We start from the raw sequence: 25590 nt of genomic DNA on the forward strand, positions 1-25590 counted from the left end.
ATTTTTCTTTTATGTAGTAGTAACAGGTTGTGCATACGAACAAACCGGCAAGCACAGTAATCATAAGGGGCGTCATCACTTCATCACCTGCCTGCTGTCTATCGGTTCCTGCCTGAAAATGCCCATGAATTTGCGGCGGTCCATCCAAAGCAGGATAAGACACATAACCATTAATATCGTGCTAAGATCCTGCACGCCAATGTCAAAACAATAGTTAATCAAGACGATGTTCACAATAATGGGCATAAAAATAACCGCCCCTAATGCAGCCGTTCGCGGAATCAGTAATAAAACAGCTGCCAGGATTTCACCAAAACCTATAAACAGTTCATAGACATGAGAATAACCGAAAAATGTCCACGCGATCGTAAACCCCTTCCCGGCAGCCGCCTCGATTTCAGGCGTCACCTCGCCAAACTGGCCAATTACCACTTTCGCCAGACCGTACACGAAAAAATTAAAGGCTAAAAACAATCGGAACGTCGCGGGAATCGACTTGCGTACCGCTTTCCTCAGCCTGCCGCCTTTCTTCATCATACATCCCCCTCAGTGTATTATTCGATATAGTACACTTAATACAGTATATAGTATTCTAATTAATGTCAATTCCCTTTTCAGCTCATATGAATAGCTTCTTTTATAGATACAAAGTCTTATATCGTAAAAAATGCCGTTCTCCTTTCTTTCCGTCCCTCGATAACATTCCTTAAAAACCATGTCAGGAAATCTTACATGAAAATGTTTTATCATTCTTTTTTCTCTATAATGAAGAAATATAATAATTGCTTTTTATTCTGAAAGATACGGAGGAATGAGACATGCAAATGGGCGATACAGTTTTTATGTTCTTTTGCGCTTTACTCGTGTGGCTGATGACCCCGGGATTAGCGTTATTTTATGGAGGAATGGTAAAGAGCAAAAATGTGCTGAGCACTGCCATGCACAGTTTCTCTTCCATTGCCATCGTTTCCATCGTTTGGGTGCTGTTCGGATATACACTTGCCTTCGCACCAGGCAATTCAATCATCGGCGGGCTGGAGTGGGCCGGCCTCAAAGGGGTCGGATTTGATCCGGGAGATTACAGCGATACCATCCCCCACTCGTTATTTATGATGTTCCAAATGACGTTTGCCGTTCTGACTACAGCGATTATTTCCGGGGCTTTCGCAGAGCGGATGCGATTCGGCGCTTTTCTTTTATTCTCGGTTTTATGGGCCTCTTTGGTTTACACACCCGTAGCGCACTGGGTATGGGGCGGCGGCTGGATCGGCCAGCTTGGAGCGCTCGATTTTGCTGGCGGCAATGTTGTTCATATTTCCTCCGGTGTGGCAGGACTTGTTCTTGCCATTGTGCTCGGCAAACGGAAAGACGGTACAGCGTCTTCTCCGCATAACCTCATTTACACCTTCTTAGGAGGAGCTTTGATTTGGTTCGGCTGGTTCGGCTTTAACGTCGGCAGCGCTTTGACTTTAGATGGTGTAGCCATGTACGCGTTCATCAACACAAACACCGCGGCTGCAGCCGGGATCGCCGGCTGGATCTTAGTAGAATGGATCATTAACAAAAAACCGACAATGCTCGGAGCGGTATCTGGCGCAATCGCCGGGCTTGTCGCCATTACGCCGGCTGCCGGATTTGTCACACCGTTCGCTTCTATTATTATCGGCATCATCGGCGGGGCAGTTTGTTTCTGGGGAGTATTCTCGCTTAAAAAGAAATTCGGATACGACGACGCGCTTGACGCCTTTGGCCTGCACGGGATCGGCGGCACATGGGGCGGAATCGCAACAGGATTATTCGCAACAACTTCTGTTAACTCAGCGGGCGCAGATGGGTTATTTTACGGTGATGCAAGCTTAATCTGGAAACAAATCGTCGCCATCGCCGCCACTTATGTTTTTGTATTTATTGTCACTTTCGTTATTATTAAATTTGTAAGCCTCTTCCTTCCCCTTCGCGCAACTGAAGAAGAAGAGTCACTTGGGCTTGACTTAACGATGCACGGGGAAAAAGCATATCAAGATTCTATGTGAGGAGTGACGCTATGAGCGGTCAAATGTTCAAGGTAGAAATTGTAACGCGTCCGGCAAATTTTGAAAAGCTGAAGCAGGAACTCGGAAAAATCGGAGTGACCTCTCTGACTTTCTCCAATGTACACGGCTGCGGCCTTCAAAAAGCACATACGGAGCTCTATCGAGGGGTAAAAATAGAAAGCAATGTATACGAGCGTTTAAAAATAGAAATTGTGGTCAGCAAGGTTCCTGTTGATCAAGTGACTGAGACCGCTAAAAGGGTGCTGAAAACGGGATCACCGGGTGACGGTAAAATATTTGTCTATGAAATCAGCAATACGATCAACATCCGCACAGGCGAAGAAGGACCTGAAGCACTTTAATATCGGTACGAGATTCGGACACTCCGGATCTCTTTTTTTGTGCACAGAATCCCCCCAGAAACCGCGATTCCTCTTCGAATTCTCTTCAAGCGCCGTTATTTCAGACAATCTCTATTTTTATTTGAAACTTTTCATGAGTAAGATTAGTCTACTAAATATAAAAATGTAAAAGGTGATTATTTGAACTACGAAATTTTTAAAGCAATCCATGGACTATCTCATCACAATTCAGTTCTCGATTCCATTATGGTCTTCATCACGGAATATGCCATTGTCGCCTATGCCCTTATCCTATTGGCAATCTGGCTGTTTGGGAACACACAAAGCAGAAAACATGTGCTATACGCAGGCATCACAGGAATTGCAGGCCTTGTGATCAACTATTTGATTACGCTTGTTTATTTCGAACCGCGCCCGTTCGTTGCGCATACAGTGCATACACTGATTCCGCATGCTGCGGATGCTTCATTTCCAAGTGACCACACGACAGGTGCATTAGCGATTTCTATTGCGATGCTTTTCAGAAACCGCAAAATCGGCTGGCCGCTTGTCATTTTTGGGCTTTTGACAGGCTTTTCGAGAATTTGGGTGGGACATCACTATCCGGTAGATGTATTGGGCAGCCTCGTTGTCGCCATCATTATCGGGTTCCTTTTCTTTAGATTTTCAGATCTGCTTCGCCCGTTCGTCGATTTGATCGTGAGGATCTATGAAGCCATCATCAATAAACTGACGAAAAAACCAACCGATCAAAATTTCTAAGAAAGACAAAAGCCGGCGTCTGAAATCAAGACAGCCGGCTTTAATATTTCTCATACATCTCTTGTTTTCTTCGCTTCGCCAACACATATAAACCATAAAACAACCCAATTCCAACAGCATCGATGAGCACATCCCGGATACAACCATTCCTGCTGAAGAAGAGCTGAAGAACTTCTGTGAAAAAAGCAAACGCAAATGAGCCGGCTGCAGCTGATCTTATGCTGCCCCGCTGTTTCCACAGCAAATATGTCAGCACAAAGAAGGAAAACGCGTGTCCGATTTTTTGAATAAACGCTTCAGGTACAGTAAGCTCAGTAAAATCCATAACTAAAAATTGAGACAGATCAGGGTGCGGCTGAAAATGAAAAGCCACCGTTTGCGATACGACCATGCCGCTGAAGCTTTCCGTACAGACAGAAAGCAGGATAAAAAAGATCCAGCCTGCGAGCAATAGGCGGTTCATGACATAACCTCCTTTATAACGTACGTGCCTACATGTAACAACATAGACGGTAAAACAAAGCAAAAAGTAACAGAAAAAAACGCCCATCACAAGGATAGACGTTTTCTTCATTAAGACTGTTCAGTGTCTTCTGTTGTGCTGCTTTCTTTAGAACCAGATTTGTCAGTTGAATCATCCTTTTTCTCACCGGATTTTTCTTCTGTTCCTTTTTCAGTTGATCCGTCCTTTTTCTCGGAAGATTGCTGAATGGATTCTTCTGTTTCTTGGGTGGCAGCTTTTTCTTCAGCAGCTGCTGCTTTTTCAATAGAAGAAACTGGTTTGTCCATAAAGTTTAACGGATTCATTGCGACCCCATCTTTACGGATTTCAAAGTGCACGTGGTTTCCGCTGTCTTCACTGTAAAGGTTCTTGCCAGATTTTCCGATCACTTGATTTTGTTTTACTTTGTCACCTTGCTCAACGCTTACTTCGGAAAGAGATTGATACACAGTCGATAAACCGTCGGCATGTTCTACTTCCACAACATATCCCAGCACTGGATCTTTTTCAGCTTTAACAACCGTACCGCTCAGAGAAGCAGAGACATCGAAATCTTTTCCGTCTTTCTCAGCTAAGTCAATTCCTTTGCTTAGGCTGTACGTGTTATTATAGGTAACGAGTGCTGCTTCTTTCTCTTCTTTTGCGGCATCGGTTTCATAGAACTTTTTCACAACAGAAACGTTTTCAGAATCAACAACCGGCATTGCGACATTTTCCATTGACTTTCCTACTTCAACTGCATCGTCGTTGTTGTCATATGCGGAGTTTCCGCCGTTATCAGCCAACTGATCCTTTACCTCATCATTTGATACTGATTGATACCAAAGGACAGCTGTTAAAATGACGGCCGCACTGACTAAGTAAATTGCAGGGAACACCCAGCGTTTACGAAAAAACTGCTGAAGTTTTTTGACTTGAGAAGTTTTCTTTTCTTCCTCTCTCATTGTTTCATCACCTCAGCAACATTCTGAACACTTTTCTGAAAATATATACAACCTATCCAAAAAAACTTTTTTAGATGTAGTTTGCACAGACTGAACGAAAATATGTATTTTTTTGAGAGGAGTGCCAAAAACGTATGAACATGACATTGCGCCTTGCTGAACATAAAGACTTGGAGGCTGTTGTGGCGATTTATAATTCAACGATTGCTTCTCGAATGGTAACAGCCGATACCGAACCGGTAACTCCTGAAGACCGGATGGAATGGTTTTCGGGACATACAGAGGCACGCCCGCTCTATGTGGCCGAGGATGAAAACGGAAACGTCGCTGCCTGGATCAGCTTTGAAACATTTTATGGAAGGCCAGCCTATAATAAAACAGCGGAGGTCAGCATATACATTGACGAAGCATGCCGCGGCAAAGGTGTTGGATCATATTTGCTTCAAGAAGCGCTCCGCATTGCCCCGAATCTTGGCATCCGCTCACTTATGGCCTTCATTTTCGGGCATAATAAACCAAGCCTGAAGCTGTTTGAAAAGCACGGGTTTGCAGAATGGGGACTATTCCCCGGCATCGCCGAAATGGACGGGAAAAGATACGATTTAAAAATTTTAGGGAGAGAGCTTTCATGATTAGTCTGGATAAAGATGAAAACGAAATTGAAAATCATAATGAAGAAAATAGCCTTGTTAAACAGGAGACTGCACCTGTTGAGCAGGAGACCCGCCAGCTGAGTGCCTCTGCTGTCAAGTCGCTATCCGACATTGCCAAGTGGGGCAAAATTTCTGGCATCTTGTTAATCATTATGGGATCGCTTGTCACTCTTTCTGTTTTGATGACAGTGATTGGCGCCATTCCGGGCGTACTGCTCATTATTTCAGGCGTATTTTTGATGCGCTCAGCAAAAGCAGCCGCGGAAGCCGACGGAACTCTTACCGGCGCCGCGGGTGAAAGCATGCTTGAGAACTATGGAACGTTTATTAAAATGCAGCTGTTTTACGCAGCATCCAGTATCGCCATGGGACTGATTGGCATCATTTTGGCCATTTTCTTGCTGGTGATTATCGGCATAGCCGCTTATGAAAACACCGATACGTATGAAGATCCGGATTCCTATTATTATGAGGATGATCCGGTGTTTGAATAATGATGAGTCAGGACAGGGCATGAGTTCCATATAAACGGAACCATGCCTATTTTATTTGACTATTCAAAGCAGGCCGGCGTAAACACCAAATCCTGAAGCAAGCATACAATAGACATCTCTAGTAGAGGAAATCAACAAAGCAACGCTGTTACCCTGAAATGAATATCAAAAAAACGGATGAAGTCGGAATCAATCCGAAACCGCACTTTTTATTTCGGGTGTCTGCATGCAAAAAAACACACCCGGATCGTCTGGAAAATCTCAACAATCCGGGTGCAGCTCTTCTTTAATACATTTTTTTGCGTCTGTCTTCCTCAGTCAAAAATTCAACAAAACTCCGCATCGCAAAAGGCTCTTCCTTTATTTGTCGTGCGTAGGAGCTTTTCCGCTCTTCTGAAAGGATTTCGCTCTTTTTGATCCTGTTCAGCATATAGATGTGAACCGTTTTTTGGATTTGTTTATGCTGATAGCCTGCCTCTTTAAAAAATGCGAGCCCGAGCGCCGCCAAAAGGGCGAATATGCCTGCGCTGATCAGGGACTCCCTGTCAGCTGAAGCATGAAATAGAAAAGCAGCTAAATTAAAGAGAGAGAATGCAGCAAGCGGAATAGCAAGAAAACGGTAAATGACGGTTTTTTTCATGAAAGGCTGTACGGCCTTTTGAATTTTTTGCATTTCTGTTTTGATGAACCCCGGCATTTGTTCGACTCTGTAAAAGTTCATATAATCCTCCCCCTTTATTTGATGTTTCAAGCTTCACGAACGTTATCATATGTGTTTATTTTAACGCAGGTGCAAGCTGGTTTTAAAGAAATCTGCCCGTATTTTTCACGAAGAATCTGGATCGCCGCTCTTTATTCTTTTAAAATGTGAGTGTTATAATTTGTAATGGGAATCAGATCACTGTTATTCATGGAATACTAATGGCAATCTTCTTGATAAATATGAATGAGCGGGGTTACAAAGTGAGTATTTCTTCCATCCTTTTATCACTTTTTTTCATTTTAAATATTCTTTTGGCCATCATTGTCATCTTCAAAGAACGGCGCGATGCCAGTGCATCTTGGGCGTGGCTGCTTGTTCTTTTCTTTATTCCCGTTTTAGGCTTTATTTTATACTTACTATTCGGCCATAATCTCAGACGCAAGCATTTGTTTCAATGGGAAGACCGGAAAAAGATTGGAATTGAAAGGCTGCTGAAGCATCAGCTTGAAGATTTAGAAACCAAGCAATTCCAGTTTAACAACCGGGCAACCTTTGATAACAAAGATTTAATTTATATGCTGATTATGAATAACCATGCTGTGTTTACAGAGGATAATTCAGTTGACGTCATTACAGATGGACGGGATAAATTTCAGCGGCTGCTGAGTGACATTTCAAAGGCTAAGGATCATATCCATTTACAGTATTATATTTATAAAGGCGATGAATTAGGCAAAAAATTGCGGGACGCTCTCATCCAAAAGGCAAAAGAAGGTGTTCAGGTCAGAGTGCTTTATGATGAACTCGGGTCTAGAACGCTGAGAAAAAAGTTTTTTAAAGAGCTTCGCGAGGCTGGCGGGCATGTGGAGGTCTTTTTCCCGTCAAAGCTCAGGCCGATTAACCTGCGGCTGAATTACCGGAACCATCGAAAGCTTGTGATCATAGACGGTATGACCGGTTATGTCGGAGGCTTTAACGTCGGAGATGAGTATCTAGGGCTTAATCCAAAATTCGGTTATTGGCGGGATACGCATATCCGGCTGCAAGGAACGGCCGTGCACGCCATCCAAACACGGTTCATCCTTGACTGGAACCAAGCTTCTCATCACCATACGCTGACATATATTCCAAATCACTTTCCTGATTACGGCCCAAAAGGCAACGTCGGGATGCAGATTGTCACAAGCGGCCCTGATTCGGAATGGGAACAAATTAAAAATGGCTACATCAAAATGATTTCAAACGCCAAGCGTTCCATTTTGATACAAACACCTTATTTTATCCCAGATGCAAGCCTGCTGGATGCTTTAAGGATCGCTTGCCTTTCGGGCATTGACGTTAACATTATGATTCCGAACAAGCCCGATCACGCCTTTGTATACTGGGCGACACTTTCGTATATCGGCGATCTGCTGAAAGCCGGAGCCACTGTCTATATTTACGATAACGGCTTTATTCACGCGAAAACCATCGTGGTGGATGACGAAATCGCGTCAGTCGGCACAGCCAACATTGATGTCCGAAGCTTCAGGCTGAATTTTGAGGTTAATGCATTTATATACGATATCACCATTGCTAAAAAATTGGTTTCAACTTTTAAAGAAGATTTGCTAGTATCCAGAAAATTCACCTATGAGGAGTATCTGCAGCGCCCGTTGTGGATTCGAATAAAAGAATCCGTCTCGCGGCTGTTGTCGCCGATCTTATAAGATGCGCCAAAAACCCCCGGCCTTTACGGCCGGGGGTTTTCCTGATGGTCACAGTAAATGATGATCGCATCCCGCAAAAAAGCGGCAAGACCTTCTCCATATTGATTGATTGAATCGGTAAATCGCTCGTCAGTGATATACACTTCCCCGAGTCCTCTGAAAATGTCGAGTGTGCAATCGTAATGATATTGGCAAATATGATCGCGAAATGCCTCCACAGCGGCCTGAATCTCTGCATCATCGGGCCCATGCTTCATTCGAGCCGCAATTCGTCTGTAAATCGAATCAAATTCAGCCATGATCGAGCTCCAATCATCTGCCGAGTATGCAGATGTCCTTTTCTCTGTTTCTTCTGCGATTTCCTTTCCATACAGCTTTCTGACTTCATCAGCGTATGTCTGCTGGTGCTCTTCAATGTCTTTCATGCTTAATCCGGCAAATAAATCCCTCTTATTCATCGTTTCCCCTCCATCAACGGACAAAAGCGTCCTGTCAATTGTTTGAATCATCTCATCCATTCTTTGTTTTTTCTTCATCAATATCTCCTTTTGCGACTGAAGTGCCGCTTTCCGGTCAAAATTCGGATGATCCAGCATCTCTTTAATCTCATCCAGACGAAACCCGATTTCTTTGAAAAATAAAATCTGCTGCAGTCTTTCCAGGTCTGCGTCACTGTACAAACGATACCCAGCATCAGTAAGCGCTGAAGGATTCAGAAGCTCAATATTGTCATAGTGATGAAGCGTCCGAATGCTAACGCCTGATATCTCCGCCACTTGTTTAACTTGATATTTCATACATAACACCTCCTCTTTTTTATCGTAAACAATCACGCAACGTTAGGGTCAATCCCCAAAATGTTATTTTCTATATACAAAACTTCTCACAAATAGTGTATAAAAGAAAAGTGAGTATTTTTTTGTAAAGGGGAGCCAGTATACATGAATCCTGAAACAATGAACAAAACCCTCATCAGCATTTCGAAATGGGGAAAAGCTACAGGCATTTTATTTATTATTATGGGCGCAATTACCGCGCTTTCAGGCGCGTTCTTTTTTCTAATCGGTGCCGTGCCAGGCGTACTGCAAATTATTTCCGGTATCTTTTTGATGAGGTCAGCTAGGGAAGCAGGCCAAATGGCTGAACACAATAGCGGACAGTCTGAAGACTTAATGCTGGAGAATTACGCGAAATTCGTAAAGATGCAAGGGATTTATTTGATCGTAAGCATTGCTGTATCCATTCTTGCGATTATCGCCTTCTTCATCTTTTTAATGCTTGGGATTGCTGATGGCCTTTTCAGCGATACGTACAGCACTTATTAATGAGAAAAACCCGGAGCTGGCTCCGGGTTTTTTATTATTCCGCTTCGCTTACCACTGTGAAGCGTTCATTTTTGTGTTCGGGATGTTCAAGCTCGTCCAACACGGCAATGGCATAATCTGCATAGCTGATATAGCTGTCGCCTTTTGCATTTACGATGACATTGTCTTTTCCTTTTTGGTAAGAGCCAGTCCGTTTTCCTGCTGGATCAAAAAATGCCGCAGGACTGAGGAACGTCCAGGAAATGGAGTCTGTCTGCTGCAAATCTTTCAGGTTCTCGCCTTGATTTGATGCAGTTGGCAAATATTCTTTCGGAAATTCCGGCGTATCCATTAAACGGGTTGTTTTGGCTTCATCAACAAACAGGCTTCCCGCTCCGCCAACAACAAGCAATCTTGTGTGCTTCGCGTCCTTTAAAATGCTGATGAGTGCTCTTCCTGCTTCAACATGAAGATGTTCTTGGCCGGGTGCTGCTCCAAAAGCGTTTACGACCGCGTCGAAAGGCTTGATGTCTTCCGCAGTCAGTTCAAACACATCTTTTTCCAAAATCGCTACGTCCTGCTCCTGCACTTTTGAAGCGTTTCTGACGATGGCTGTCACTTCATGGCCTCTTTTTTTCGCTTCTTTCAAAATCTCGTTTCCCGCTTTCCCGCTTGCGCCTATAATACCAATTTTCATTTTTCATTTCCTCCTTATTTGTAACAATTTTAGTTACATGTTAGCGGTGAGAAGTCATCCCTTTTGATTAAAAGAGATGATTCATAACATCTTTTAATGACTTGCTCGCCAGTTCATTTTCCATCGCTCTTTGCACACTTTCAAACGTTTCATCCAGAGCGTTCTGAATTTTTTTCCCTACCGGACATTTCGGATTCGGGTTTTCATGAACCGCAAAGAGTTCTTCTTGCTTTTGGACAGCCCGGTACACTTCTAAAAGAGAAATATCAGCAGGATCTTTTTTAAGGCTTGCACCCGGCACCCCTGCGCGTGATGTGAGAATATCAGCTTTTTTCAGCAGGCTGATCATTCTTCGCACGACTACTGGATTCGTGTTGACACTGTCTGCAATGATTTCTGAAGATGTTTTTTCATCCATCGAGATGAGGGATAAAATATGAATGGCAACAGCAAGACGGCTGTTAATCATGTTTTTTCACCACCGTTGTAACTATAATAGTTACATTTGATTCGTTTGTCAACATCTAATATACACTAAATACACGGGTTTTGTGCACCGTTTTTAGTCAATAGAACGGCCGGATGCACTCCGGCCGCGTCTTATCAGAATAAGAAATATCTTTGTCCAAGTGGGACATAATCGACAGGCTGGCAAGACAATTCCTCCCCGTCAGCAAAGACCTGATAGGTTTTTGGATCAATCTCAATCTTCGGCAAAGCCGAATTCAGCTTCATATCCAGCTTGCTCAGCTTTCTGATATTTTTGACTGGAGAAATCCTTTTTTCCAGCCCTAAGCTTTCCGCCACACCACGCTCTATGCTTGCCTGAGACATAAATGTAATCGAGGTTGAGCGGTTGGCTTTTCCGTAAGACGCATACATTTGGCGCATGAAAACCGGTTCAGGAGTCGGGATGGACGCGTTCGGATCTCCCATTTGCGCACGTGCAATCATGCCGCCCTTTAAGACCAGTTCCGGTTTTACGCCGAAGAATACCGGGTCCCACAGAACGAGATCAGCAAGCTTCCCTTTTTCCACCGAGCCGACTTCATGGCTGAGCCCGTGCGTAATTGCCGGATTAATCGTGTATTTGGCAATGTACCGTTTTGCGCGCACATTATCATTCCCGTTTTCGCCGGCAAGAGCGCCGCGCTGTTTTTTCATTTTATCGGCTACCTGCCATGTTCGGATGATCACTTCACCGACCCGCCCCATCGCTTGGGAATCCGATGATGTCATGCTGATCGCACCGATATCATGGAGAATATCCTCCGCGGCAATCGTCGCAGCCCTGATTCTGGAATGGCTGAACGCCACATCTTCAGGCACTTTCGCATCTAAATGGTGGCAGACCATCATCATGTCAAGATGCTCATCCATCGTATTAACGGTATAAGGAATGGTTGGCGTTGTAGATGACGGCAGAATGTTCGCGTAAGAAGCGAGCTTCATAATATCCGGAGCGTGGCCGCCGCCTGCACCTTCAATGTGATAAGTATGAATGACCCGGTCCCCGATCGCGTCGAGCGTGTTTTCCAAAAAGCCCGCTTCGTTAATCGTATCGGTATGGATGGCAACTTGAATATCAGCCTCGTCCACGACTTCCATACACGTTTTAATGGCGCTTGGCGTCGTGCCCCAGTCTTCATGAAGCTTAAGGCCGATGGCGCCTGCTTCCACCTGCTCGATCAGCGGCGCTTTATCGGATGCATTCCCTTTTCCTAAGAAGCCGACATTGATCGGAAACTCCTCGGCCGCTTCCAGCATCCTCGCCATATACCACGCCCCGGACGTACATGTTGTCGCTTTGCTTCCTGTAGCGGGTCCTGTTCCGCCTCCCAAAAGGGTTGTCACACCTGAAGAAAGCGCAACTTCCATCTGCTGAGGACAAATAAAATGAATGTGCGTGTCCACTCCCCCGGCTGTTAAAATTTTGCCTTCACCGGAAATCACCTCTGTCCCCGCTCCGATGACCATGTGCGGATCGACTCCATCCATGATATCAGGATTTCCGCTTTTTCCGACACCGACAATCCGGCCGTCTTTCACACCGACATCCGCTTTGACAATGCCTGTGTAATCCAATAGCACGACGTTGGTGATAACCAAATCCAAAGCGCCGTCCTTCCCTGTGATTCTGCCGTTTTGGCCCATGCCGTCGCGGATTGTTTTTCCGCCGCCAAAGATCATTTCTTCACCATATACTGTGAAATCCTTTTCGACTTCGATCCATAAATCCGTGTCGCCCAATCTGATTTTATCGCCCGTTGTCGGGCCAAACAGCTCCGCATATTCCTCCCGTGACATTTTCATCGGATTACACCCTCCATCCAGCCGGCTTGTTTTAAGTTGGCCAACGTTTTTTCTTTGCCGCGTTCATCGATAAACGTGTCGGCCATTCCGTTCAGCCCTCTAATTGTCTTGCGTCCTCTGATTTCCACTAGTGAGACCGTTTTCTGCTCTCCCGGCTCAAAACGGACCGACGTGCCTGATGGAACATCAAGACGCATGCCGATCGCCAGCTCACGGTCAAATAATAAAGCCCCGTTGGCCTCCGCAAAATGAAAATGCGAACCGACTTGAATGGAGCGTGATCCGGTGTTTTTTACCGTTACCTCCCGTATCTCACGGCCTTCATTAATCGTAATGGTTCCCTCAGCAATTTGAAATGCTCCCGGCTTCATGACTTCACCTCCGCAGAAATTGGCTGATGTACCGTAACAAGCTTTACTCCATCCGGAAATGTGGCCTCCACCTGAATGCTGTCCAGCATCTCAGGCACACCTTCCATCACATCTTTTTCCGTTAATACATGGCGGCCGGCTTCCATCAGCTCTGCTACTCCCTTCCCATCACGTGCGCCTTCCATAATAAAGCAGGTGATATAAGCAGCAGCCTCAGGATAGTTCAACAGAACGCCCCGCGCCTTTCGCTGTTTGGCTAATTCCCCCGCTGCAAAAATGAGCAATTTTTCTTGTTCAACCGGTGTCAGTTTCATCTGTAATCCTCCTTCTTTTGTCATATAAAGCGGATGCGGTTACTACGAATTTGTGGAGCATGCAGGCGGGACATCACCTCCCTTTCTTCGAGAATGGGGGTCATACGATAGGGTGCCTTTCAAAGCGGCATGCCGTTTCTTCATCAGCCTTGCCATGGTCAACAACCGTTCCCCTGTCGATTACAGAAAGATAGTCAGCACAGGTTAACGCGTTTTCCAGACTGCGCTCGACTAAGATAACAAATGTCTTTTTTTCTGGAAATTTCTATAATAACTTGTCTGACTAGTTCGACAATTAAAATCTGAATTCCTTCCAATTGTTCATTAAGTAAAATATTTTTCGGATTTACCATCAGCGCTCTGACGATTGCAAGCTGCTGCTGAGACCGCCTTTTCTTTTTGAACAAACGTTTGATTAAAACAAATAGCCCCCCTGTTTAGCCGGAAGCAGGCCTATGAAGTGGATTGGCCGACTCCATTTCGGCCTAATACAGCGACAATCTGCCCCGGGTGAACCTCCATGCTGAGGCTGTGCTAAATCATCGATTGATCATAACCAGACGTTACATTTCAGCCCGTTGTTTTGCTCCGCAACCGGAAGCATGCATGGAGTCCAGTCTGAGGCGCCGTCCTCCACGATACCGAGAACCCGATTATTGCCATTAACTCCGCATCATAGACGGACACTTCGCTGATCGCCACCGTTCGGCTTAACGAGTGAAGAATCCCGGCCTTCACTGAATCCCGCTTGTGTCGATATTAACTGTTTTTTCGCACTCCCGCTGGCTTCCGGCACTTTCTTCGGTGCATTACATTCCGTCATCAAAACCCCTTTGTTTGATTTCTCCAAATGATGTTATAAAACTTTACAACTTATGTCATTATTATATAGAAGAGGCCTATTAATTCAAAGAATATTTAAAAAATTTAGTTACCTTGACCAAATCAGCTTCTTTTTTTGTTATATTTATTCACATCAGAAAAAGCGAACAAAAAAAGACAAGAAACATTTCGTTTCCTGCCTCTTCCGTACGATTAATCTTTATCTGAAAATTTATCCTTGGCTTTCCCGATATCCTTTTGGATTTCGCCTTTTGCCTTATCTTTTTTGCCTTCAGCCTGCATGTCCGTTTTGTCAGCCATATCTCCGACTTTATCCTTCACTTCTCCTTTGGCTTTATTGAATCCGCCCTTCATTTTGTCTTTTACACTATCGTTACCCATGTTAATTCTCCCCTCTCAATTATGTGTGTACTTGTTACCTTCCCGATCTGAGAGGCAATAAACATTCTAATGTTATTTATCGATTTCGTAGCGCTCTCCGTAACGGAGCACCTTGTATATCGCCAGCCCGTCTGATGACTTTTTCTCTGAATATCGGACCGGCAGCAGGGCAAAAAACACATAATACGTAGAAAAATAGACAAACTGATAGAAAAACACATTCGGCTTTAATACACTGTGTAAAATCAGCAGATTGATTGCAAAAATCGTGATGAGGTTAAACAAGCAGCCCCCTGCATACACGAGTGCATTTGAGAATCGATTGTCAATTTTCAACTCCCCGTACCGGCAAAAAGAATCGATAAAATAAATCGTTCTGAACCGTATGGGTCCAATTTTAAGCAGCGTTTTTCCCATGCCTATATCCAACGATCCTTTTCCGCCAAAAATAAAAGCCATAAAGCTGTGCCCTGAAACATGTATAATCTGTACAAGCGGCAGAACAATGAGGAAAGACCACAGAAACTTCACCATATCATTGAAACCAAACATTGAATTCCCCCTCACATGCAGATCTGCATCCCAAAACGGCTTTTGTTCAAAAAACAGTGCTGTAGCGATTTTTCCTGTTCTCCCCGGAAATAAACGTTCCGATGCTCCCCTTTTTTTGCATAAAAAAAAAACCATCTGCCAGCAGATGGTTTTGTCTCATACTTCATATAAACAATCGTTCCTTTGAATCATCTCTCTCATGCTGACCGCTTTTTCATAAAAATACACCGCTTCTTTATATTGTTCGCGATGACTGAAATAAGAGGCAGCATCTAAAGCAAATTCTTCAATATATACATACAGGCCCTTTTCTTCCATATAATCAAATACTTCTTGAATCATATCCAAATTGACAGATTCCACATATAATGCCTGCAGAAATTTATATTTTGCCAGACTGAAGAAGTCGTTTCGTTTTTGGGCAATGGCAATCCCTTTTTCATAGTACCGTATCGCGGCTTCGCTATCTTGTTTTTTGAAAAGAACGCGAGTCAGGCTGAAGAGCGCTTTTGGAAGCTGTTCCAGCTGATAATCCTCGAAGACAGGAAGCGCTTTTTCAAAGTATTCGGCGGCCTGATCCAGCTCCCCCTTGTCATCATAGCAATTCCCGATATTATAAAGGGCTGATCCGATCAAACGGGGCTGTCCTTCCAATAAAGCAAGGCGATACGCGTCATCTAAATGTTCAAGCGCTTTTTCATAATTTCTGTAGTCTATGTAGTTTCCTGATATGACGAAATGGCATTGAATTCTTCTGACTCTATAAAAATCGTGAGCCTTATACGTCTCCAGCGCCTGTACAGCGTGGTTCATGGAAAAGTGCGTCTGCTTCATAATATAAAAGACTTCCGCCACTTTAAAATGAAATTCCGCTCTTTCAATTTCATCTTCTACAAACGCAAGCATCTTCTCAGCTTTCCGATAAAAGGATATAGCCGAGATGTAATTGTTCTGTTCAAATTCGTACATTCCTCTAAACAAGTGAAAATAATACTCAGATAATCCGGAGATGCTGTCCTGATTGCTTTCCAGCGTTTTGATCAATTCACGATATTGAAGCTGAGATTCCTCGTGCAGGTCAGGCTTTACATAATCCAGCATAATTTGGTGCCGGTAGCTGATCAGCTGATAATACAGGAGAAGCAGCTGATCCTCTTCCATCTGTTCGATATCTAGATCAATTTCTTCCTTCAGCTTTACGGCATCAGCCACTTGAAATGCTAAAATGTGCTTATACCACTTATTGATTTTCACTCCTACTTGAGATGACGGGATCTCGTACGCGGCCATGCCCCTCCAACCCTTTCTATTTTCTAATTGGTTATATTTTATCATAATGTATGGCTTTGGAATTAAATTTTCTTACAATGATTCCTTCTTTATGCCTATCCTTATATATTTCGGTTTTTATACGTATTTTTTGCACTCGGATTCTAATAAAAAAGCTTATCGGACAGTGCCGATAAGCTTTTGACTTCAAATTAACCGCCAATATAAGACATTTCCACTTTCTTTTTGCCAGATGCTTTTGATAGCGTACGATCGACTGAATACTGATCAATCCGATTTTTCCATACTGTCCCGATCATTTCTGATAGTTCGTCATCACTTAATTCCTGGCGAACCGGAGCTCTGAGGTCAAATCCGCTTGAAGCGAATAAGCAGGTAAACAGCTCTCCTCTCGCAGAAAGACGGGCTCTGTTGCAAGATCCGCAGAACGCATCAGATACAGATGATATGACGCCGATTTCTCCGGAGCCGTCCAAGTAGCGGAATCTGGAAGCCACTTCGCCTATATAATTAGGCGCTATAGGCTCAACCGGCATGTGTTCATTGATCAAATCTATGATTTCCGCCTTTGTCATGACGTCTTTCTTTTCCCATTGGTTGGTGTTGCCTACGTCCATAAATTCAATGAATCTCAGGATATGCCCTTTTTCTTTAAAATAACGGGCCATAGGCAGTATATCTTTTTCATTGACGCCCTTTTGAACGACCATATTGATTTTAACACCGAGCCCTGCTTGCTTCGCCGCTTCAATGCCTTCCAGCACCTTGCTGACAGAAACGCCGCGCCCGTTTATCTTCTTAAAACGCTCGTCTTCTAAAGAATCAAGGCTGATCGTAACCCTTTTCAGCCCAGCCTCCTTGAGCCTCTTTGCATAAACAGGCAGCAGTGATCCGTTTGTCGTCATCGCGATGTCACGAATACCCGGTATGCGGGCCAGTTTTTTGATTAACTCCGGCATATCCTTTCTCATGAGGGGCTCTCCGCCGGTCAGGCGGATTTTTTCAACGCCAAATCTTGTGACAAACAATGTCGCAAGCCGTTCCAGCTCCTCAAATGAAAGCAGCTCCTCTTTCTTTAAAAAAGGATAATCCGGGCCGAATAACTCGGCGGGCATACAGTACGTGCATCGGAAGTTGCAGCGGTCTGTAACAGAAATGCGAAGGTCTCTCAGCGGTCTGTTTCTTTTATCCAACATCTGACGCGACTCTGTAATCATAGCTACAGCCCCTTCCTATCCCCTGATTCTCTCAGGGTGTGTATATACATTAAATGATCCGTTTCTGACAAATCCAATCGCTGTGATATTCAATTCTTCAGCCATTTGAATCGCAAGCTCCGTCGGGGCCGATTTGGAAATGACAATCGACACGCCGATTTTGGCCGCTTTTAACAGGACCTCTGATGAGATTCTGCCGCTGAACACAATCAGTTTGTCGCGTACGGACATACCGTTTAGAAGGCAGTGTCCGTATAGTTTATCAAGTGCGTTGTGCCGACCGATATCTGTGCGCATCAACAGAAGCTTCTCTGTGTCGCAAAGCGCCGCATTATGGACGCCTCCCGTATCCTGAAACGTCCCGCTCCCTTGCTGCATGTCTTTCATAAGCGCCAAACATGCCTCAGGCGATATCTTGATTTGGCTGACAGCCGTCTTGGCTGTTTTGACATCCTGCTGAAAATAAAAATGACGGCCCTTTCCGCAGCATGAGCCGATCACCCGTTTCGTATAATCCTTTTGATCCAATGTCTCAGGGTGAACGAGGTCGACATATACAAAACCGAGACTTTCATCTATTGTAAACCTTTTAATTTCTTTTTGAAATCGTATAACACCCTCTGATGCGAGAAATCCGATGACAAGCTCTTCGATATGCTCAGGCGTACAAACGAGCGTCACAAATTCACTGCCATTCAGTATCACTGTCAAAGGGAATTCCGTCACCATCCGGTCTTCTACTTTGCTTATTTCCCCTTGTTCATAGCGCCATACATCCCTGACCGCAGTTACTTTATCGTTCAATGTCTCTTCCCCTCCGCAATGTTCCTGCCTTTATATTTTTTCACACTCCTCGGATTTTGTCGAATTCTGAGACACAAAAAGAGCCCTCTATATAAAGGGCTTTCACAGGATGTGATGACGGCGGTGTTTAGGCAGGGCGCCTAAGCATTTAGCCGCCGTTCCTTTTATAACACGTGAGCACCAATGTGCATTGACAACGAACGCGGGGTTTGTCGACACGCTGAGACACCTCTGTATAAAGGACTCTATGTTTGATTATGCTGATTCTTTTTCAGAACCGTAAACAGCACAATAGCTGCGATCAAGGTGAGAATGCTGACAAAAAAGAAGGCTGCCAGTTTTAGAAGAACACCAAGCAATATAAATGCAACGGTGGCTATAAGAAAAATCATTCCGAATAATTTCATATGTTCAACCCCTTTTTAGGGAATCATTCCCGCCCAAACTGTTTTTAAACCAATAAAAAAGGCGCCTGGGGGAGCGCCTGATCTTTAGGTTCCTTACTCAGTAAATTTTTGTGCTTCTTTTTCCCAAGCCTGTTCGAACTCATCCGCACTGTTCGCTGAAATATATTCTCCGCCGCCAGCGACAGCTGCTTGTTTCATCTCTTCATTACCCTTGACATCAAAGTTGAAGCCAATGATGTTTACAATCGTATCCACATTTGATGCACGGAGCTTTTCGATTTCTGCCGCAGGGTCTCCGCCGCACGTTTCTTCACCGTCAGTGATTAAATACACCACGTTTTTCCCGTCTGCGTCAAATGCTTCAAATTCTTTTCTTGTGTCTGCAAGTGCTTTGGCAATCGGTGTCCATCCAGTCGGCTTGAGCTCACTCAATGAATTGTCAAACAGAGACCCTTCATATGGATGAAGGCCGTAAATGGTTTCCGTCGTACTGCATGAAAGGGCTTTACCGGACAGTTTATTGTTCCCTGCATGCCCGAAAACGCGAAGCATAAGATTTGTATCCTTCGGAAGAAGTTCGGCAAAAGATTTTACTGATTTTTTGGCAATGTCTATTTTGCGCTCTCCTCCTGTTTTTTGAACCATGCTTCCGCTTCCGTCAAACAAAACAGCTACATTTGTATCAGCCTGTTTCTCAGCGGCAAAAGACGGGGAGGCAATGGAAACAGTCAACAATCCAATGATACCGGCAGCCAGCAATTTTTTCATATGATTACTTCCTTTCTTTTTCATATTTTCCAACTATATGTTGGATTCTTCTTTATGCTAGAATACGAAAATGCAAAAAGATATAGGACATGCTGCCTTTTGTGCTGCTTTCACGATCTGTCCAAAATCGCTTGAAATGCCGTTCATTTTTAGCCATTTCCGCCCAGAAAGCATAAACAGATTGTGTGATCATTCATTCTTTTTTCGCCTTGATTATGACAGAAAAACGGAAATCTGCTACTATGCTACAGGCAGACAGCTAATTAGTTTTGAAGTTTTTGTTACATACAAAAAGAGGCTGACCATCACCAGCCTCTTTCTTCTTATTTAGATAACATTAGTGATTGCTGAGTGAAAATTTTCTCAACATCTTTTTGGGTATAAGCCGGGAAGTATTCACCGCCGCCTACTTTCGCAATTGCGTTCAGCTGGCCTTTGTATCCCTCTTTATAATCAAAGCCGATCACATTAACAGTGATATTGTCTTTTTGCAGTTCCTTTGCTGTTTTAATCGGGTTTCCTCCGCACGTTTCCTCACCGTCTGTCAGCAGATACACCACTTTTTCTCCTTTTGCATCAAGCTGGTCAAAAGAAGATTTCGCCTCGTTCAGCGCTTTGGCAATTGGCGTCCAGCCAGTCGGCCCAATTGTATTGAGAGAATTGAGGAAGCTTTGCTCATTAAAGCTTTGGAAGCCGTATACGTTGCGAATGGCTTCACATGACTGAACTTTTCCGGAATTTTTATTGTTTCCTTCAGAGCCAAACACGCTCATTTTCACCTGAGTTCCTTCTGGCAGTGAGCTCGCAAACTTTGAAATTTCTTTTTTGGCTGAATTAAATTTAGATACACCGTCTATTCTTTTCGCCATACTTCCGCTGGCATCAAGCAAGACCGCCACGTTCGCCGGCGCTTTAGCCTCCGTTTCTGTCTTTTCAGCTGCAAAAGCAGGTGAAGTTAATCCAAATAGCAATCCTGTCATCATGATCAGTGAAAATCTTTTCTTCATGTTCGTACCCCTTTACCAATTTGTTTCTGCGTGCAGATGTTCAACGCTGAACATAATCTATCGTAATCAACAAAAACCGAGAAATAAATAGGGCGGGCTTCCCCATTGCTGTTGTTTACTTTTGCATAGAAACCTATGTTTTTATTAGTGATTTCCACCTAACGCCCCTATGAAAAGAGAAGATTGTCCGCCTTTCGGCTTTCGTTATATGAGTCTGTCGAAGTCTGTCGACAAATGTGGATGACTTTACCACAATCTCAAAGCCTGAAATCAGGAAAAAAGGACTGATCCTTAAAGACGGTCAGAAGCTCCTCTAAACCGTTTCAGCTGCTCTTAGATAAAAGATATTCAGGAACAGAAAAAGACGCCCAATGAGCGTCTTTTTCTACTTTTTCGCCATATATTTATTCAAAAACGAATCTGCCTCAGAAATTTGTGTGCCTTGGTAATAGTACTTTACAATGTCATCAACCGTTTTGCCTTCTTTGGCCATAAAATTCGCTCCGTATTGGCTCATCCCCACACCGTGGCCAAATCCTCTCGTCGTGACTGTAATTGTGTCTCCATTTCGCTTCCATTCAAAATCGGCGGAGTTGAGACCCAGCTTTTCACGTATGTCTCTTCCTTTCAGCGTCTTGCCGTTAATGACGGCAGTTGCGACCTGGTGGCCCGGTGTCTCGCCGGTAATCTTCCCTACTGCGCTAGATCCATCCAGCTTGACGCCAAGCTTTTGCTGAAATTCTGCCGCTGTAAAGGTTTTCGTTGCCTTATATTTCGGAGACTTTTTATCCCATGGGCTTTTGACGCTTTTTAAATATGGGATAGCACTTGTCCAATAAGCTTCTGCATTCTCTGTGTAGCCGTTGCTTGTGGAGAAAAAGGAGGCTTCAATCGGCTGGTTGTTGTACGTTAAGATTTTGCCTTGCGTACTGGCTACCGCAGCTGTGATTTTCTTCAGTTTTGTCTCATAGCTTGTGCCCCACTGTTTTTTCAGCTCCGCTTTGTTTTTATACACCTGGAACATTTGTGTATCATCCACCAGTGAGCCTTTAGGAGCCTCAACCGCTGAATTTGACACCATCAGTCTGACAATAAATGTTCTGGCGGCGAGGGCCTGGGCTTTCAGTGCTTCAGATTCAAAGGTTGCCGGCATTTCGGAGGCGACGACTCCAATCACATACTCTTCAAGCGGAATGTTTTCTACGGATTGATTTGCGGTTCGATAGACGGGAATAGAAACAGGTGATGCTTTCAATGTTTCTGCTCCTTTCGATGCTGGTTTCGTGCTGACTGCTGTCTTTTCTGATTCTACGCTGGCCCCCGCTTCCTTATTATGCTGGAATGGTATAACCAAGAGTGTGGGAACCAAGAGAATCAATGCACATAGTACGGATAGTGTGATTGCGAATTGTTTCATATTCAGCTGCCTCCTGCTCGGGATTCGACTCTAGTCTAGTCTATGGGCAGGGACAAGCTAATATGACTCTCGTTTTGGACAGAAACTTTATTTGTCATTTACGTATTCTTTTTTGCTATTTTGCGCATAATGATGATAATACACAAAAAATAAAAAACCAGTATGCCAGAGTGACATACTGATTTTCAAGTAAGTTTATGCATTTAAGTCAGAAACGACTTCTTTATTCTCTTGCCCAGAAGCAGACTCATCATTTACACGTTCGATGTCTGCGCCCAGAGCGGCAAGCTTCTGATGGAAATCAACGTAACCGCGGTCTAAGTGCTTCAATTCAGTAACACGTGTGTGACCTTCAGCCACTAACCCCGCAAGAATCAGCGCTGCACCTGCACGCAAATCAGTCGCTGCAACTTCAGCTCCCTGAAGCTGTACAGGACCGTTAATGATGACAGAACGTCCTTCAATCTTGATATCACCATTCATACGGCGGAATTCTTCCGCATGCATAAAACGGTTTTCAAAAACGGTTTCTGTAATCATGCTTGTGCCGCTTGCACGAAGCAGAAGCGCCATCATTTGTGACTGCATATCAGTCGGGAAGCCCGGGTGAGGCATTGTTTTGATGTCAATCGGTTTAAGTTCTTTCGGACCGATGACACGCAGACCTTCACCTTCATCCTTAATTGTTACACCCATCTCTTCCATTTTTGCAATTAAAGAGGTGAGGTGTTCAGGAACCGCTCCTTTTACTAATACGTTTCCTTCAGTGATTGCAGCAGCAACCATAAATGTGCCCGCTTCAATGCGGTCAGGAATAATATGATGTTTTACGCCGTGAAGCTTTTCGACTCCTTCAATTTTGATGGTGCCGGTGCCAGCTCCGCGGATTTTTCCGCCCATGCCGTTGATATAGTTTGCTAAATCAACGATTTCGGGTTCTTTTGCCACGTTTTCCAGCGTTGTTGTTCCTTCAGCTAGAGCGGCTGCCATAATCAGGTTCTCTGTAGCTCCTACACTTGGGAAGTCCAGATAAATTTTTGCGCCTTGCAGTCGGCCTTTTACTTCAGCTTCAATGAAGCCATTACCGACTTTGATTTCTGCGCCCATTGCTTCAAAACCTTTTAAATGCTGATCAATCGGTCTGGAACCAATTGCGCATCCGCCCGGAAGTGCAACTCTTGCATGACCTGTACGCGCAAGAAGCGGCCCCATGACAAGCACAGACGCACGCATTTTACGAACATATTCAAAAGGTGCTTCAGTTTGCAAAGCGTATGAAGCATTTACAGTCACTTCATTATTTTCAAAATGCACATCTGCTCCTAAATGACGCAACACTTCGTTAATTGTATATACATCGGAGAGCGTAGGTACATCACAAATTACGCTTTTTTCTTCACTTGCTAATAAAGATGCAGCGATAACAGGTAAAACGGCATTTTTAGCGCCTTCAACTTTGACTGTGCCGTTTAACTTCTGACCGCCGCGGACGATGATTTTTTCCAAGGTATTCCCCTCCGCGTCCCTAAATTCTCTATATTAATATTCAGTCGTAACGATTGGTGTGCCAACCGTAACGGTATGTTTTCCGCCCATTCCTGCACTTCTAAGTGCAATTTGCAAATTCATTTTATGTTTCGAGGTCATAATGTACTCTTCCCACTCATCTGTAAACGCAGAAATAGAAACGAAATTTGGCTCAACTACATGTTCTACTGATCTTGCTTGAAATTCATTTAATAACTGATTTGCTTTTTTTTGCAAAACAATATTCATATTATCATCTAAGTGACCATTTAGACAAGTAAAAATAACTACTTTTTCTTGGAATATCCCAAGTGTCTCCCGTTCAAACTGTTCATATGTATCATTCCAGCTATCCGGTGTCTCTAGACTCATTTGCTCATATAATAAATACGAAGTTGGATTGTGTTTTTTGAGGGTTGTGACAAGCTGCAGTCTAAAAGAAGTACGATTTTTTTTGTCAGTATATGTGCCAATTGCCTTTACGACTTTATCTTCCCGTGCAATCACCCAATCATATTGACGATACTCTGATTTTAAACGTTGCACTTTTTGATAAAATTCTTTTTCGGTCAGTGACATGTTTTGTTTTGCATGCAATGTCCACTTATCTATTGACACATCTTGGCGTTCCATCCCCTCTGCCATTTGTGCTAACGGCGTTAATTCACTCGCATGAATGGTATGGAAAACAGCAATGACGAAGCTTAACATGACGGAAATGATAATAGCGTGGCTTACTTGTTTTTTCTTCATGTTCATCTCTCCCCCTTATCCCCAGTTTTACCGGAGGCAAGAGTCGCCATACGTAAAAATCTTCGTCAAAACTCGAGCTATTCGCCTTAACCCGCTTCTCCCAACCATTTAATGATAATAATGTTCAAAACCTATTAAAATAGATAGGGAAGCTGCTGTGAATAATTGAGGTAATCTAAAAAGAAATTGGCAACGGCCGTTCCAATGGCGATTGTCAGCAAAATCATCAGGAGTCTTGCCTGCACGACTTTGCCTTTTTTGATTAACGGATCTATATTGACGGCTTGCAACGCCCACCAAGTCACTGCTATAAAAATCAGGTGAACGACAATGCCGATTGCAGCCTGCTGTCCCAATACACTCATCTATTACACTCCTTTCTCTGCGTTCATACCCTTTCTTATTATATAAGAAGCACAGATAAAGATGATACATTTTATACAGAACGGAATATTCACCCAAATCTAGGGCTAATCCCCGCTTAAAGTGCGATTCTTTTACATGGTATACTTTATTGGAAAGGAGCTGGCAAATGTGAATCATTCTTTTTTTCAGCCTGAAAAGCAATATGGTGAGGACCTGCCAATTTTTGATCAGGAATGGGAAGCAATTGCATTCTATTATGATTATAGACAGTCACAGATTGAAGAACTGAATGAATTGTGTCAGTTTTTTAACATTTCTCTTACTTATACGAGAGAAAGCCTTGAAGAGCTTGAAAACCTCTATTTTCAAAGTATACAAGAACTTTTGCTTGCTGATTGGAATCTTCCTATTGAAGAATTCGAGAAAATGATCAGTGTTTATCTTATAGATTGCGTGATTGCCCGCCATGAAGATGCTGAATGGGTTGTAAAACCTTATCCCTATAAAGACGGCGCTTATACACTTGGCTTTAGAAGACATCGCAAATCGTGGCATACAATGAATGCCTGTGATGGTTTATACCTGCGCCAAAAAGAGGATCGCCCGCTGCTGTCGCTGTTTGATTCTCTTGTTCGTTCATAAAAAAATCCTTCTCATAAAGAGAAGGATTTTTTCTTATTTCCCTGCTACATCCAATCTGTTCAAAGCCCGCTGTAACGCAAGCTCAGCCCGACGAATGTCAGTATCATCTGATTGAGTATTCAAACGCTCCTGCGCCCGCTGGCGTGCAGCTTCAGCGCGCTCTTTATCGATGCCTTCCGCTGTCTCGGCAGCCTGGGCAAGGATGGTGACCTGATCAGGACGGACTTCTACAAAACCGCCGCTGACGGCAACCATTTCAGTCTGCCCGTCTTTTTTCAGACGGACAGCGCCGATTTTAAGAGGAGCCACGGTTGGAATATGGCCTGGCAAAATACCGAGATCGCCGCTTTCGGCTCTCACACTCACCATTTCGATATCCGCATCGTATACTGGGCCGTCGGGAGTAACGATATTGACTTTAACGGTCTTCATGCTTTTACCCTCCTAGGACCAGA

General features: G+C 43.9%; 35 protein-coding genes and 1 pseudogene. 9 read left to right on the plus strand and 27 right to left on the minus strand.

The window, feature by feature from the left end:
* Window positions 1-75 precede the first annotated feature (75 nt).
* The gene (locus NYE20_RS19885) at window positions 76-537 is read right to left on the minus strand and encodes a hypothetical protein (protein ID WP_072175615.1); all 462 of its coding nucleotides are present in this window, start codon (window positions 535-537) and stop codon (window positions 76-78) included.
* Window positions 538-818: 281 nt separating this feature from the next.
* Between NYE20_RS19885 and amtB the strand changes: the two genes are divergently transcribed.
* The 3 genes from amtB (at window position 819) to bcrC (ending at window position 3157) form a co-directional block, all read left to right on the plus strand.
* On the plus strand, window positions 819-2033 hold the full coding sequence (amtB, locus tag NYE20_RS19890; protein ID WP_015251031.1) for an ammonium transporter AmtB: 1215 nt from the start codon (window positions 819-821) through the stop codon (window positions 2031-2033).
* An 11-nt stretch (window positions 2034-2044) separates the two neighbouring features.
* Window positions 2045-2395, plus strand: a complete 351-nt coding sequence (locus NYE20_RS19895) for a P-II family nitrogen regulator (protein ID WP_003221829.1) — start codon at window positions 2045-2047, stop codon at window positions 2393-2395.
* 180 nt (window positions 2396-2575) lie between these two features.
* Window positions 2576-3157, plus strand: coding sequence for an undecaprenyl-diphosphate phosphatase BcrC (gene bcrC / locus NYE20_RS19900; RefSeq protein WP_015714854.1), 582 nt, complete (start codon window positions 2576-2578; stop codon window positions 3155-3157).
* 40 nt (window positions 3158-3197) lie between these two features.
* Here bcrC and NYE20_RS19905 read toward each other — a convergent pair whose 3' ends face one another.
* Both NYE20_RS19905 and spoIIQ read right to left on the minus strand, forming a co-directional pair.
* Entirely contained in the window at window positions 3198-3620 is a 423-nt protein-coding gene (locus tag NYE20_RS19905; protein ID WP_003227753.1) for a VanZ family protein, read from the minus strand.
* Between the two features lie 110 nt (window positions 3621-3730).
* The gene (gene spoIIQ, locus NYE20_RS19910; RefSeq protein ID WP_014481160.1) at window positions 3731-4603 is read right to left on the minus strand and encodes a stage II sporulation protein spoIIQ; all 873 of its coding nucleotides are present in this window, start codon (window positions 4601-4603) and stop codon (window positions 3731-3733) included.
* 140 nt (window positions 4604-4743) lie between these two features.
* Here spoIIQ and NYE20_RS19915 point away from each other — a divergent pair, with 140 nt between their 5' ends.
* The 3 genes from NYE20_RS19915 to NYE20_RS19925 all read left to right on the plus strand — a co-directional run bounded on the left by NYE20_RS19915 (window position 4744) and on the right by NYE20_RS19925 (window position 6040).
* Window positions 4744-5235, plus strand: coding sequence for a GNAT family N-acetyltransferase (locus NYE20_RS19915; protein ID WP_080031076.1), 492 nt, complete (start codon window positions 4744-4746; stop codon window positions 5233-5235).
* Window positions 5232-5750 carry a DUF5362 family protein gene (locus NYE20_RS19920; RefSeq protein WP_339183910.1) on the plus strand — a complete coding sequence of 173 codons (519 nt, stop codon included), beginning with the start codon at window positions 5232-5234 and terminating at the stop codon, window positions 5748-5750. Before NYE20_RS19915 ends, NYE20_RS19920 begins: the two co-directional genes overlap by 4 nt.
* A 158-nt stretch (window positions 5751-5908) precedes the next feature.
* Window positions 5909-6040, plus strand: coding sequence for a hypothetical protein (locus tag NYE20_RS19925; protein ID WP_017696029.1), 132 nt, complete (start codon window positions 5909-5911; stop codon window positions 6038-6040).
* Here the strand turns inward: NYE20_RS19925 and NYE20_RS19930 are convergent.
* Window positions 6037-6471 carry a DUF5392 family protein gene (locus NYE20_RS19930; protein WP_003244359.1) on the minus strand — a complete coding sequence of 145 codons (435 nt, stop codon included), beginning with the start codon at window positions 6469-6471 and terminating at the stop codon, window positions 6037-6039. The two genes, NYE20_RS19925 and NYE20_RS19930, sit on opposite strands and share 4 nt — an antisense overlap.
* A 242-nt stretch (window positions 6472-6713) precedes the next feature.
* Between NYE20_RS19930 and cls the strand changes: the two genes are divergently transcribed.
* Window positions 6714-8162, plus strand: coding sequence for a cardiolipin synthase (cls, locus tag NYE20_RS19935; protein WP_003243311.1), 1449 nt, complete (start codon window positions 6714-6716; stop codon window positions 8160-8162).
* A gap of 23 nt (window positions 8163-8185) precedes the next feature.
* Here the strand turns inward: cls and mta are convergent, their stop codons facing one another.
* Entirely contained in the window at window positions 8186-8959 is a 774-nt protein-coding gene (gene mta / locus NYE20_RS19940) for a transcriptional activator Mta (protein WP_273797265.1), read from the minus strand.
* 144 nt (window positions 8960-9103) lie between these two features.
* Here mta and NYE20_RS19945 point away from each other — a divergent pair, with 144 nt between their 5' ends.
* On the plus strand, window positions 9104-9487 hold the full coding sequence (locus NYE20_RS19945) for a DUF5362 family protein (RefSeq protein WP_003227738.1): 384 nt from the start codon (window positions 9104-9106) through the stop codon (window positions 9485-9487).
* A gap of 34 nt (window positions 9488-9521) precedes the next feature.
* Here the strand turns inward: NYE20_RS19945 and NYE20_RS19950 are convergent, their stop codons facing one another.
* From NYE20_RS19950 to NYE20_RS20050, 21 genes and pseudogenes are all read right to left on the minus strand, one after another.
* On the minus strand, window positions 9522-10163 hold the full coding sequence (locus NYE20_RS19950) for an NAD(P)-dependent oxidoreductase (RefSeq protein ID WP_003227736.1): 642 nt from the start codon (window positions 10161-10163) through the stop codon (window positions 9522-9524).
* A 67-nt stretch (window positions 10164-10230) separates the two neighbouring features.
* Window positions 10231-10632, minus strand: coding sequence for an Rrf2 family transcriptional regulator (locus tag NYE20_RS19955; protein WP_003227734.1), 402 nt, complete (start codon window positions 10630-10632; stop codon window positions 10231-10233).
* A gap of 134 nt (window positions 10633-10766) precedes the next feature.
* Complete coding sequence (ureC, locus tag NYE20_RS19960; protein WP_003243090.1) at window positions 10767-12476, minus strand: urease subunit alpha; 1710 nt, start codon at window positions 12474-12476, stop codon at window positions 10767-10769.
* Window positions 12473-12847 (minus strand): urease subunit beta, encoded by a 375-nt coding sequence (gene ureB / locus NYE20_RS19965; protein WP_003227726.1) that lies wholly within the window; start codon window positions 12845-12847, stop codon window positions 12473-12475. The genes ureC and ureB overlap by 4 nt, the downstream gene beginning before the upstream one ends.
* A complete protein-coding gene (ureA, locus tag NYE20_RS19970) occupies window positions 12844-13161 on the minus strand; it encodes an urease subunit gamma (RefSeq protein WP_003227724.1) in 318 nt (105 codons plus the stop codon). The genes ureB and ureA overlap by 4 nt, the downstream gene beginning before the upstream one ends.
* Window positions 13162-13355: 194 nt before the next feature.
* Window positions 13356-13514, minus strand: coding sequence for a hypothetical protein (locus tag NYE20_RS19975; protein WP_124059325.1), 159 nt, complete (start codon window positions 13512-13514; stop codon window positions 13356-13358).
* A gap of 100 nt (window positions 13515-13614) precedes the next feature.
* The gene (locus NYE20_RS19980) at window positions 13615-13683 is read right to left on the minus strand and encodes a hypothetical protein (RefSeq protein WP_144486809.1); all 69 of its coding nucleotides are present in this window, start codon (window positions 13681-13683) and stop codon (window positions 13615-13617) included.
* A 132-nt stretch (window positions 13684-13815) separates the two neighbouring features.
* A pseudogene (locus tag NYE20_RS19985) lies at window positions 13816-13984 on the minus strand (urea ABC transporter substrate-binding protein); the annotation flags it as partial.
* A 212-nt stretch (window positions 13985-14196) separates the two neighbouring features.
* Window positions 14197-14385: a stress response protein CsbD gene (gene csbD / locus NYE20_RS19990; protein ID WP_015251021.1), complete on the minus strand. Its 189-nt coding sequence runs from the start codon at window positions 14383-14385 to the stop codon at window positions 14197-14199.
* A 72-nt stretch (window positions 14386-14457) separates the two neighbouring features.
* Window positions 14458-14937 (minus strand): hypothetical protein, encoded by a 480-nt coding sequence (locus NYE20_RS19995; RefSeq protein WP_014478240.1) that lies wholly within the window; start codon window positions 14935-14937, stop codon window positions 14458-14460.
* A 156-nt stretch (window positions 14938-15093) separates the two neighbouring features.
* The gene (gene rapB / locus NYE20_RS20000) at window positions 15094-16227 is read right to left on the minus strand and encodes a response regulator aspartate phosphatase RapB (RefSeq protein ID WP_015251020.1); all 1134 of its coding nucleotides are present in this window, start codon (window positions 16225-16227) and stop codon (window positions 15094-15096) included.
* 191 nt (window positions 16228-16418) lie between these two features.
* On the minus strand, window positions 16419-17444 hold the full coding sequence (gene moaA / locus NYE20_RS20005; protein ID WP_015483814.1) for a GTP 3',8-cyclase MoaA: 1026 nt from the start codon (window positions 17442-17444) through the stop codon (window positions 16419-16421).
* A 15-nt stretch (window positions 17445-17459) separates the two neighbouring features.
* On the minus strand, window positions 17460-18248 hold the full coding sequence (gene fdhD / locus NYE20_RS20010; RefSeq protein ID WP_014481178.1) for a formate dehydrogenase accessory sulfurtransferase FdhD: 789 nt from the start codon (window positions 18246-18248) through the stop codon (window positions 17460-17462).
* A 245-nt stretch (window positions 18249-18493) separates the two neighbouring features.
* Window positions 18494-18655, minus strand: coding sequence for a hypothetical protein (locus NYE20_RS20015; RefSeq protein ID WP_003227706.1), 162 nt, complete (start codon window positions 18653-18655; stop codon window positions 18494-18496).
* A 93-nt stretch (window positions 18656-18748) separates the two neighbouring features.
* Window positions 18749-19423: a VWA domain-containing protein gene (locus NYE20_RS20020; protein WP_003243553.1), complete on the minus strand. Its 675-nt coding sequence runs from the start codon at window positions 19421-19423 to the stop codon at window positions 18749-18751.
* A gap of 52 nt (window positions 19424-19475) precedes the next feature.
* Entirely contained in the window at window positions 19476-19616 is a 141-nt protein-coding gene (locus tag NYE20_RS20025) for a hypothetical protein (protein ID WP_014478246.1), read from the minus strand.
* A 130-nt stretch (window positions 19617-19746) separates the two neighbouring features.
* Window positions 19747-20430, minus strand: a complete 684-nt coding sequence (locus NYE20_RS20030; protein WP_003227700.1) for a VWA domain-containing protein — start codon at window positions 20428-20430, stop codon at window positions 19747-19749.
* Between the two features lie 385 nt (window positions 20431-20815).
* Window positions 20816-21847 carry a stage II sporulation protein D gene (gene spoIID / locus NYE20_RS20035; protein WP_116315752.1) on the minus strand — a complete coding sequence of 344 codons (1032 nt, stop codon included), beginning with the start codon at window positions 21845-21847 and terminating at the stop codon, window positions 20816-20818.
* Window positions 21848-22042: 195 nt separating this feature from the next.
* Window positions 22043-23353, minus strand: a complete 1311-nt coding sequence (gene murA / locus NYE20_RS20040) for a UDP-N-acetylglucosamine 1-carboxyvinyltransferase (RefSeq protein ID WP_116315751.1) — start codon at window positions 23351-23353, stop codon at window positions 22043-22045.
* Window positions 23354-23386: 33 nt separating this feature from the next.
* A complete protein-coding gene (locus NYE20_RS20045) occupies window positions 23387-24127 on the minus strand; it encodes a YwmB family TATA-box binding protein (protein WP_024571494.1) in 741 nt (246 codons plus the stop codon).
* A 134-nt stretch (window positions 24128-24261) separates the two neighbouring features.
* On the minus strand, window positions 24262-24492 hold the full coding sequence (locus tag NYE20_RS20050; protein ID WP_003227691.1) for a DUF1146 family protein: 231 nt from the start codon (window positions 24490-24492) through the stop codon (window positions 24262-24264).
* A gap of 169 nt (window positions 24493-24661) precedes the next feature.
* On the opposite strand from NYE20_RS20050, the gene NYE20_RS20055 reads away from it, so the two are divergent.
* Window positions 24662-25135 carry a hypothetical protein gene (locus NYE20_RS20055; protein WP_043940215.1) on the plus strand — a complete coding sequence of 158 codons (474 nt, stop codon included), beginning with the start codon at window positions 24662-24664 and terminating at the stop codon, window positions 25133-25135.
* A gap of 33 nt (window positions 25136-25168) precedes the next feature.
* Here NYE20_RS20055 and NYE20_RS20060 read toward each other — a convergent pair whose 3' ends face one another.
* Window positions 25169-25567, minus strand: coding sequence for a F0F1 ATP synthase subunit epsilon (locus NYE20_RS20060; protein ID WP_021480810.1), 399 nt, complete (start codon window positions 25565-25567; stop codon window positions 25169-25171).
* Between the last annotated feature and the right edge of the window lie 23 nt (window positions 25568-25590).

Origin of the sequence: Bacillus sp. FSL R5-0416, from assembly GCF_037975425.1 — a bacterium.
GTDB classification, from domain to species: Bacteria; Bacillota; Bacilli; order Bacillales; family Bacillaceae; genus Bacillus; species Bacillus subtilis.

Excerpts from the sequence above, each read along its gene's own strand:
- NYE20_RS19925 (WP_017696029.1), top strand. The coding sequence starts at position 5,909 with ATGAATATCAAAAAAACGGATGAAGTCGGAATCAATCCGAAACCGCAC.
- spoIIQ (WP_014481160.1), bottom strand. The coding sequence starts at position 4,603 with ATGAGAGAGGAAGAAAAGAAAACTTCTCAAGTCAAAAAACTTCAGCAG.
- NYE20_RS19950 (WP_003227736.1), bottom strand. The coding sequence starts at position 10,163 with ATGAAAATTGGTATTATAGGCGCAAGCGGGAAAGCGGGAAACGAGATT.
- ureC (WP_003243090.1), bottom strand. The coding sequence starts at position 12,476 with ATGAAAATGTCACGGGAGGAATATGCGGAGCTGTTTGGCCCGACAACG.
- NYE20_RS19995 (WP_014478240.1), bottom strand. The coding sequence starts at position 14,937 with ATGTTTGGTTTCAATGATATGGTGAAGTTTCTGTGGTCTTTCCTCATT.
- NYE20_RS20020 (WP_003243553.1), bottom strand. The coding sequence starts at position 19,423 with ATGAAAAAATTGCTGGCTGCCGGTATCATTGGATTGTTGACTGTTTCC.
- mta (WP_273797265.1), bottom strand. The coding sequence starts at position 8,959 with ATGAAATATCAAGTTAAACAAGTGGCGGAGATATCAGGCGTTAGCATT.
- ureB (WP_003227726.1), bottom strand. The coding sequence starts at position 12,847 with ATGAAGCCGGGAGCATTTCAAATTGCTGAGGGAACCATTACGATTAAT.
- NYE20_RS19915 (WP_080031076.1), top strand. The coding sequence starts at position 4,744 with ATGACATTGCGCCTTGCTGAACATAAAGACTTGGAGGCTGTTGTGGCG.
- NYE20_RS19930 (WP_003244359.1), bottom strand. The coding sequence starts at position 6,471 with ATGAACTTTTACAGAGTCGAACAAATGCCGGGGTTCATCAAAACAGAA.
- NYE20_RS20050 (WP_003227691.1), bottom strand. The coding sequence starts at position 24,492 with ATGAGTGTATTGGGACAGCAGGCTGCAATCGGCATTGTCGTTCACCTG.
- NYE20_RS19885 (WP_072175615.1), bottom strand. The coding sequence starts at position 537 with ATGATGAAGAAAGGCGGCAGGCTGAGGAAAGCGGTACGCAAGTCGATT.
- spoIID (WP_116315752.1), bottom strand. The coding sequence starts at position 21,847 with ATGAAACAATTCGCAATCACACTATCCGTACTATGTGCATTGATTCTC.
- NYE20_RS19955 (WP_003227734.1), bottom strand. The coding sequence starts at position 10,632 with ATGATTAACAGCCGTCTTGCTGTTGCCATTCATATTTTATCCCTCATC.
- csbD (WP_015251021.1), bottom strand. The coding sequence starts at position 14,385 with ATGGGTAACGATAGTGTAAAAGACAAAATGAAGGGCGGATTCAATAAA.
- ureA (WP_003227724.1), bottom strand. The coding sequence starts at position 13,161 with ATGAAACTGACACCGGTTGAACAAGAAAAATTGCTCATTTTTGCAGCG.
- NYE20_RS20060 (WP_021480810.1), bottom strand. The coding sequence starts at position 25,567 with ATGAAGACCGTTAAAGTCAATATCGTTACTCCCGACGGCCCAGTATAC.
- NYE20_RS19945 (WP_003227738.1), top strand. The coding sequence starts at position 9,104 with ATGAATCCTGAAACAATGAACAAAACCCTCATCAGCATTTCGAAATGG.
- NYE20_RS20030 (WP_003227700.1), bottom strand. The coding sequence starts at position 20,430 with ATGAAGAAAAGATTTTCACTGATCATGATGACAGGATTGCTATTTGGA.
- amtB (WP_015251031.1), top strand. The coding sequence starts at position 819 with ATGCAAATGGGCGATACAGTTTTTATGTTCTTTTGCGCTTTACTCGTG.
- NYE20_RS19920 (WP_339183910.1), top strand. The coding sequence starts at position 5,232 with ATGATTAGTCTGGATAAAGATGAAAACGAAATTGAAAATCATAATGAA.
- NYE20_RS20015 (WP_003227706.1), bottom strand. The coding sequence starts at position 18,655 with ATGAAATTATTCGGAATGATTTTTCTTATAGCCACCGTTGCATTTATA.
- NYE20_RS20045 (WP_024571494.1), bottom strand. The coding sequence starts at position 24,127 with ATGAAGAAAAAACAAGTAAGCCACGCTATTATCATTTCCGTCATGTTA.
- NYE20_RS20025 (WP_014478246.1), bottom strand. The coding sequence starts at position 19,616 with ATGATCACACAATCTGTTTATGCTTTCTGGGCGGAAATGGCTAAAAAT.
- NYE20_RS19895 (WP_003221829.1), top strand. The coding sequence starts at position 2,045 with ATGAGCGGTCAAATGTTCAAGGTAGAAATTGTAACGCGTCCGGCAAAT.
- NYE20_RS19975 (WP_124059325.1), bottom strand. The coding sequence starts at position 13,514 with ATGGTAAATCCGAAAAATATTTTACTTAATGAACAATTGGAAGGAATT.
- rapB (WP_015251020.1), bottom strand. The coding sequence starts at position 16,227 with ATGGCCGCGTACGAGATCCCGTCATCTCAAGTAGGAGTGAAAATCAAT.
- NYE20_RS19905 (WP_003227753.1), bottom strand. The coding sequence starts at position 3,620 with ATGAACCGCCTATTGCTCGCAGGCTGGATCTTTTTTATCCTGCTTTCT.
- moaA (WP_015483814.1), bottom strand. The coding sequence starts at position 17,444 with ATGATTACAGAGTCGCGTCAGATGTTGGATAAAAGAAACAGACCGCTG.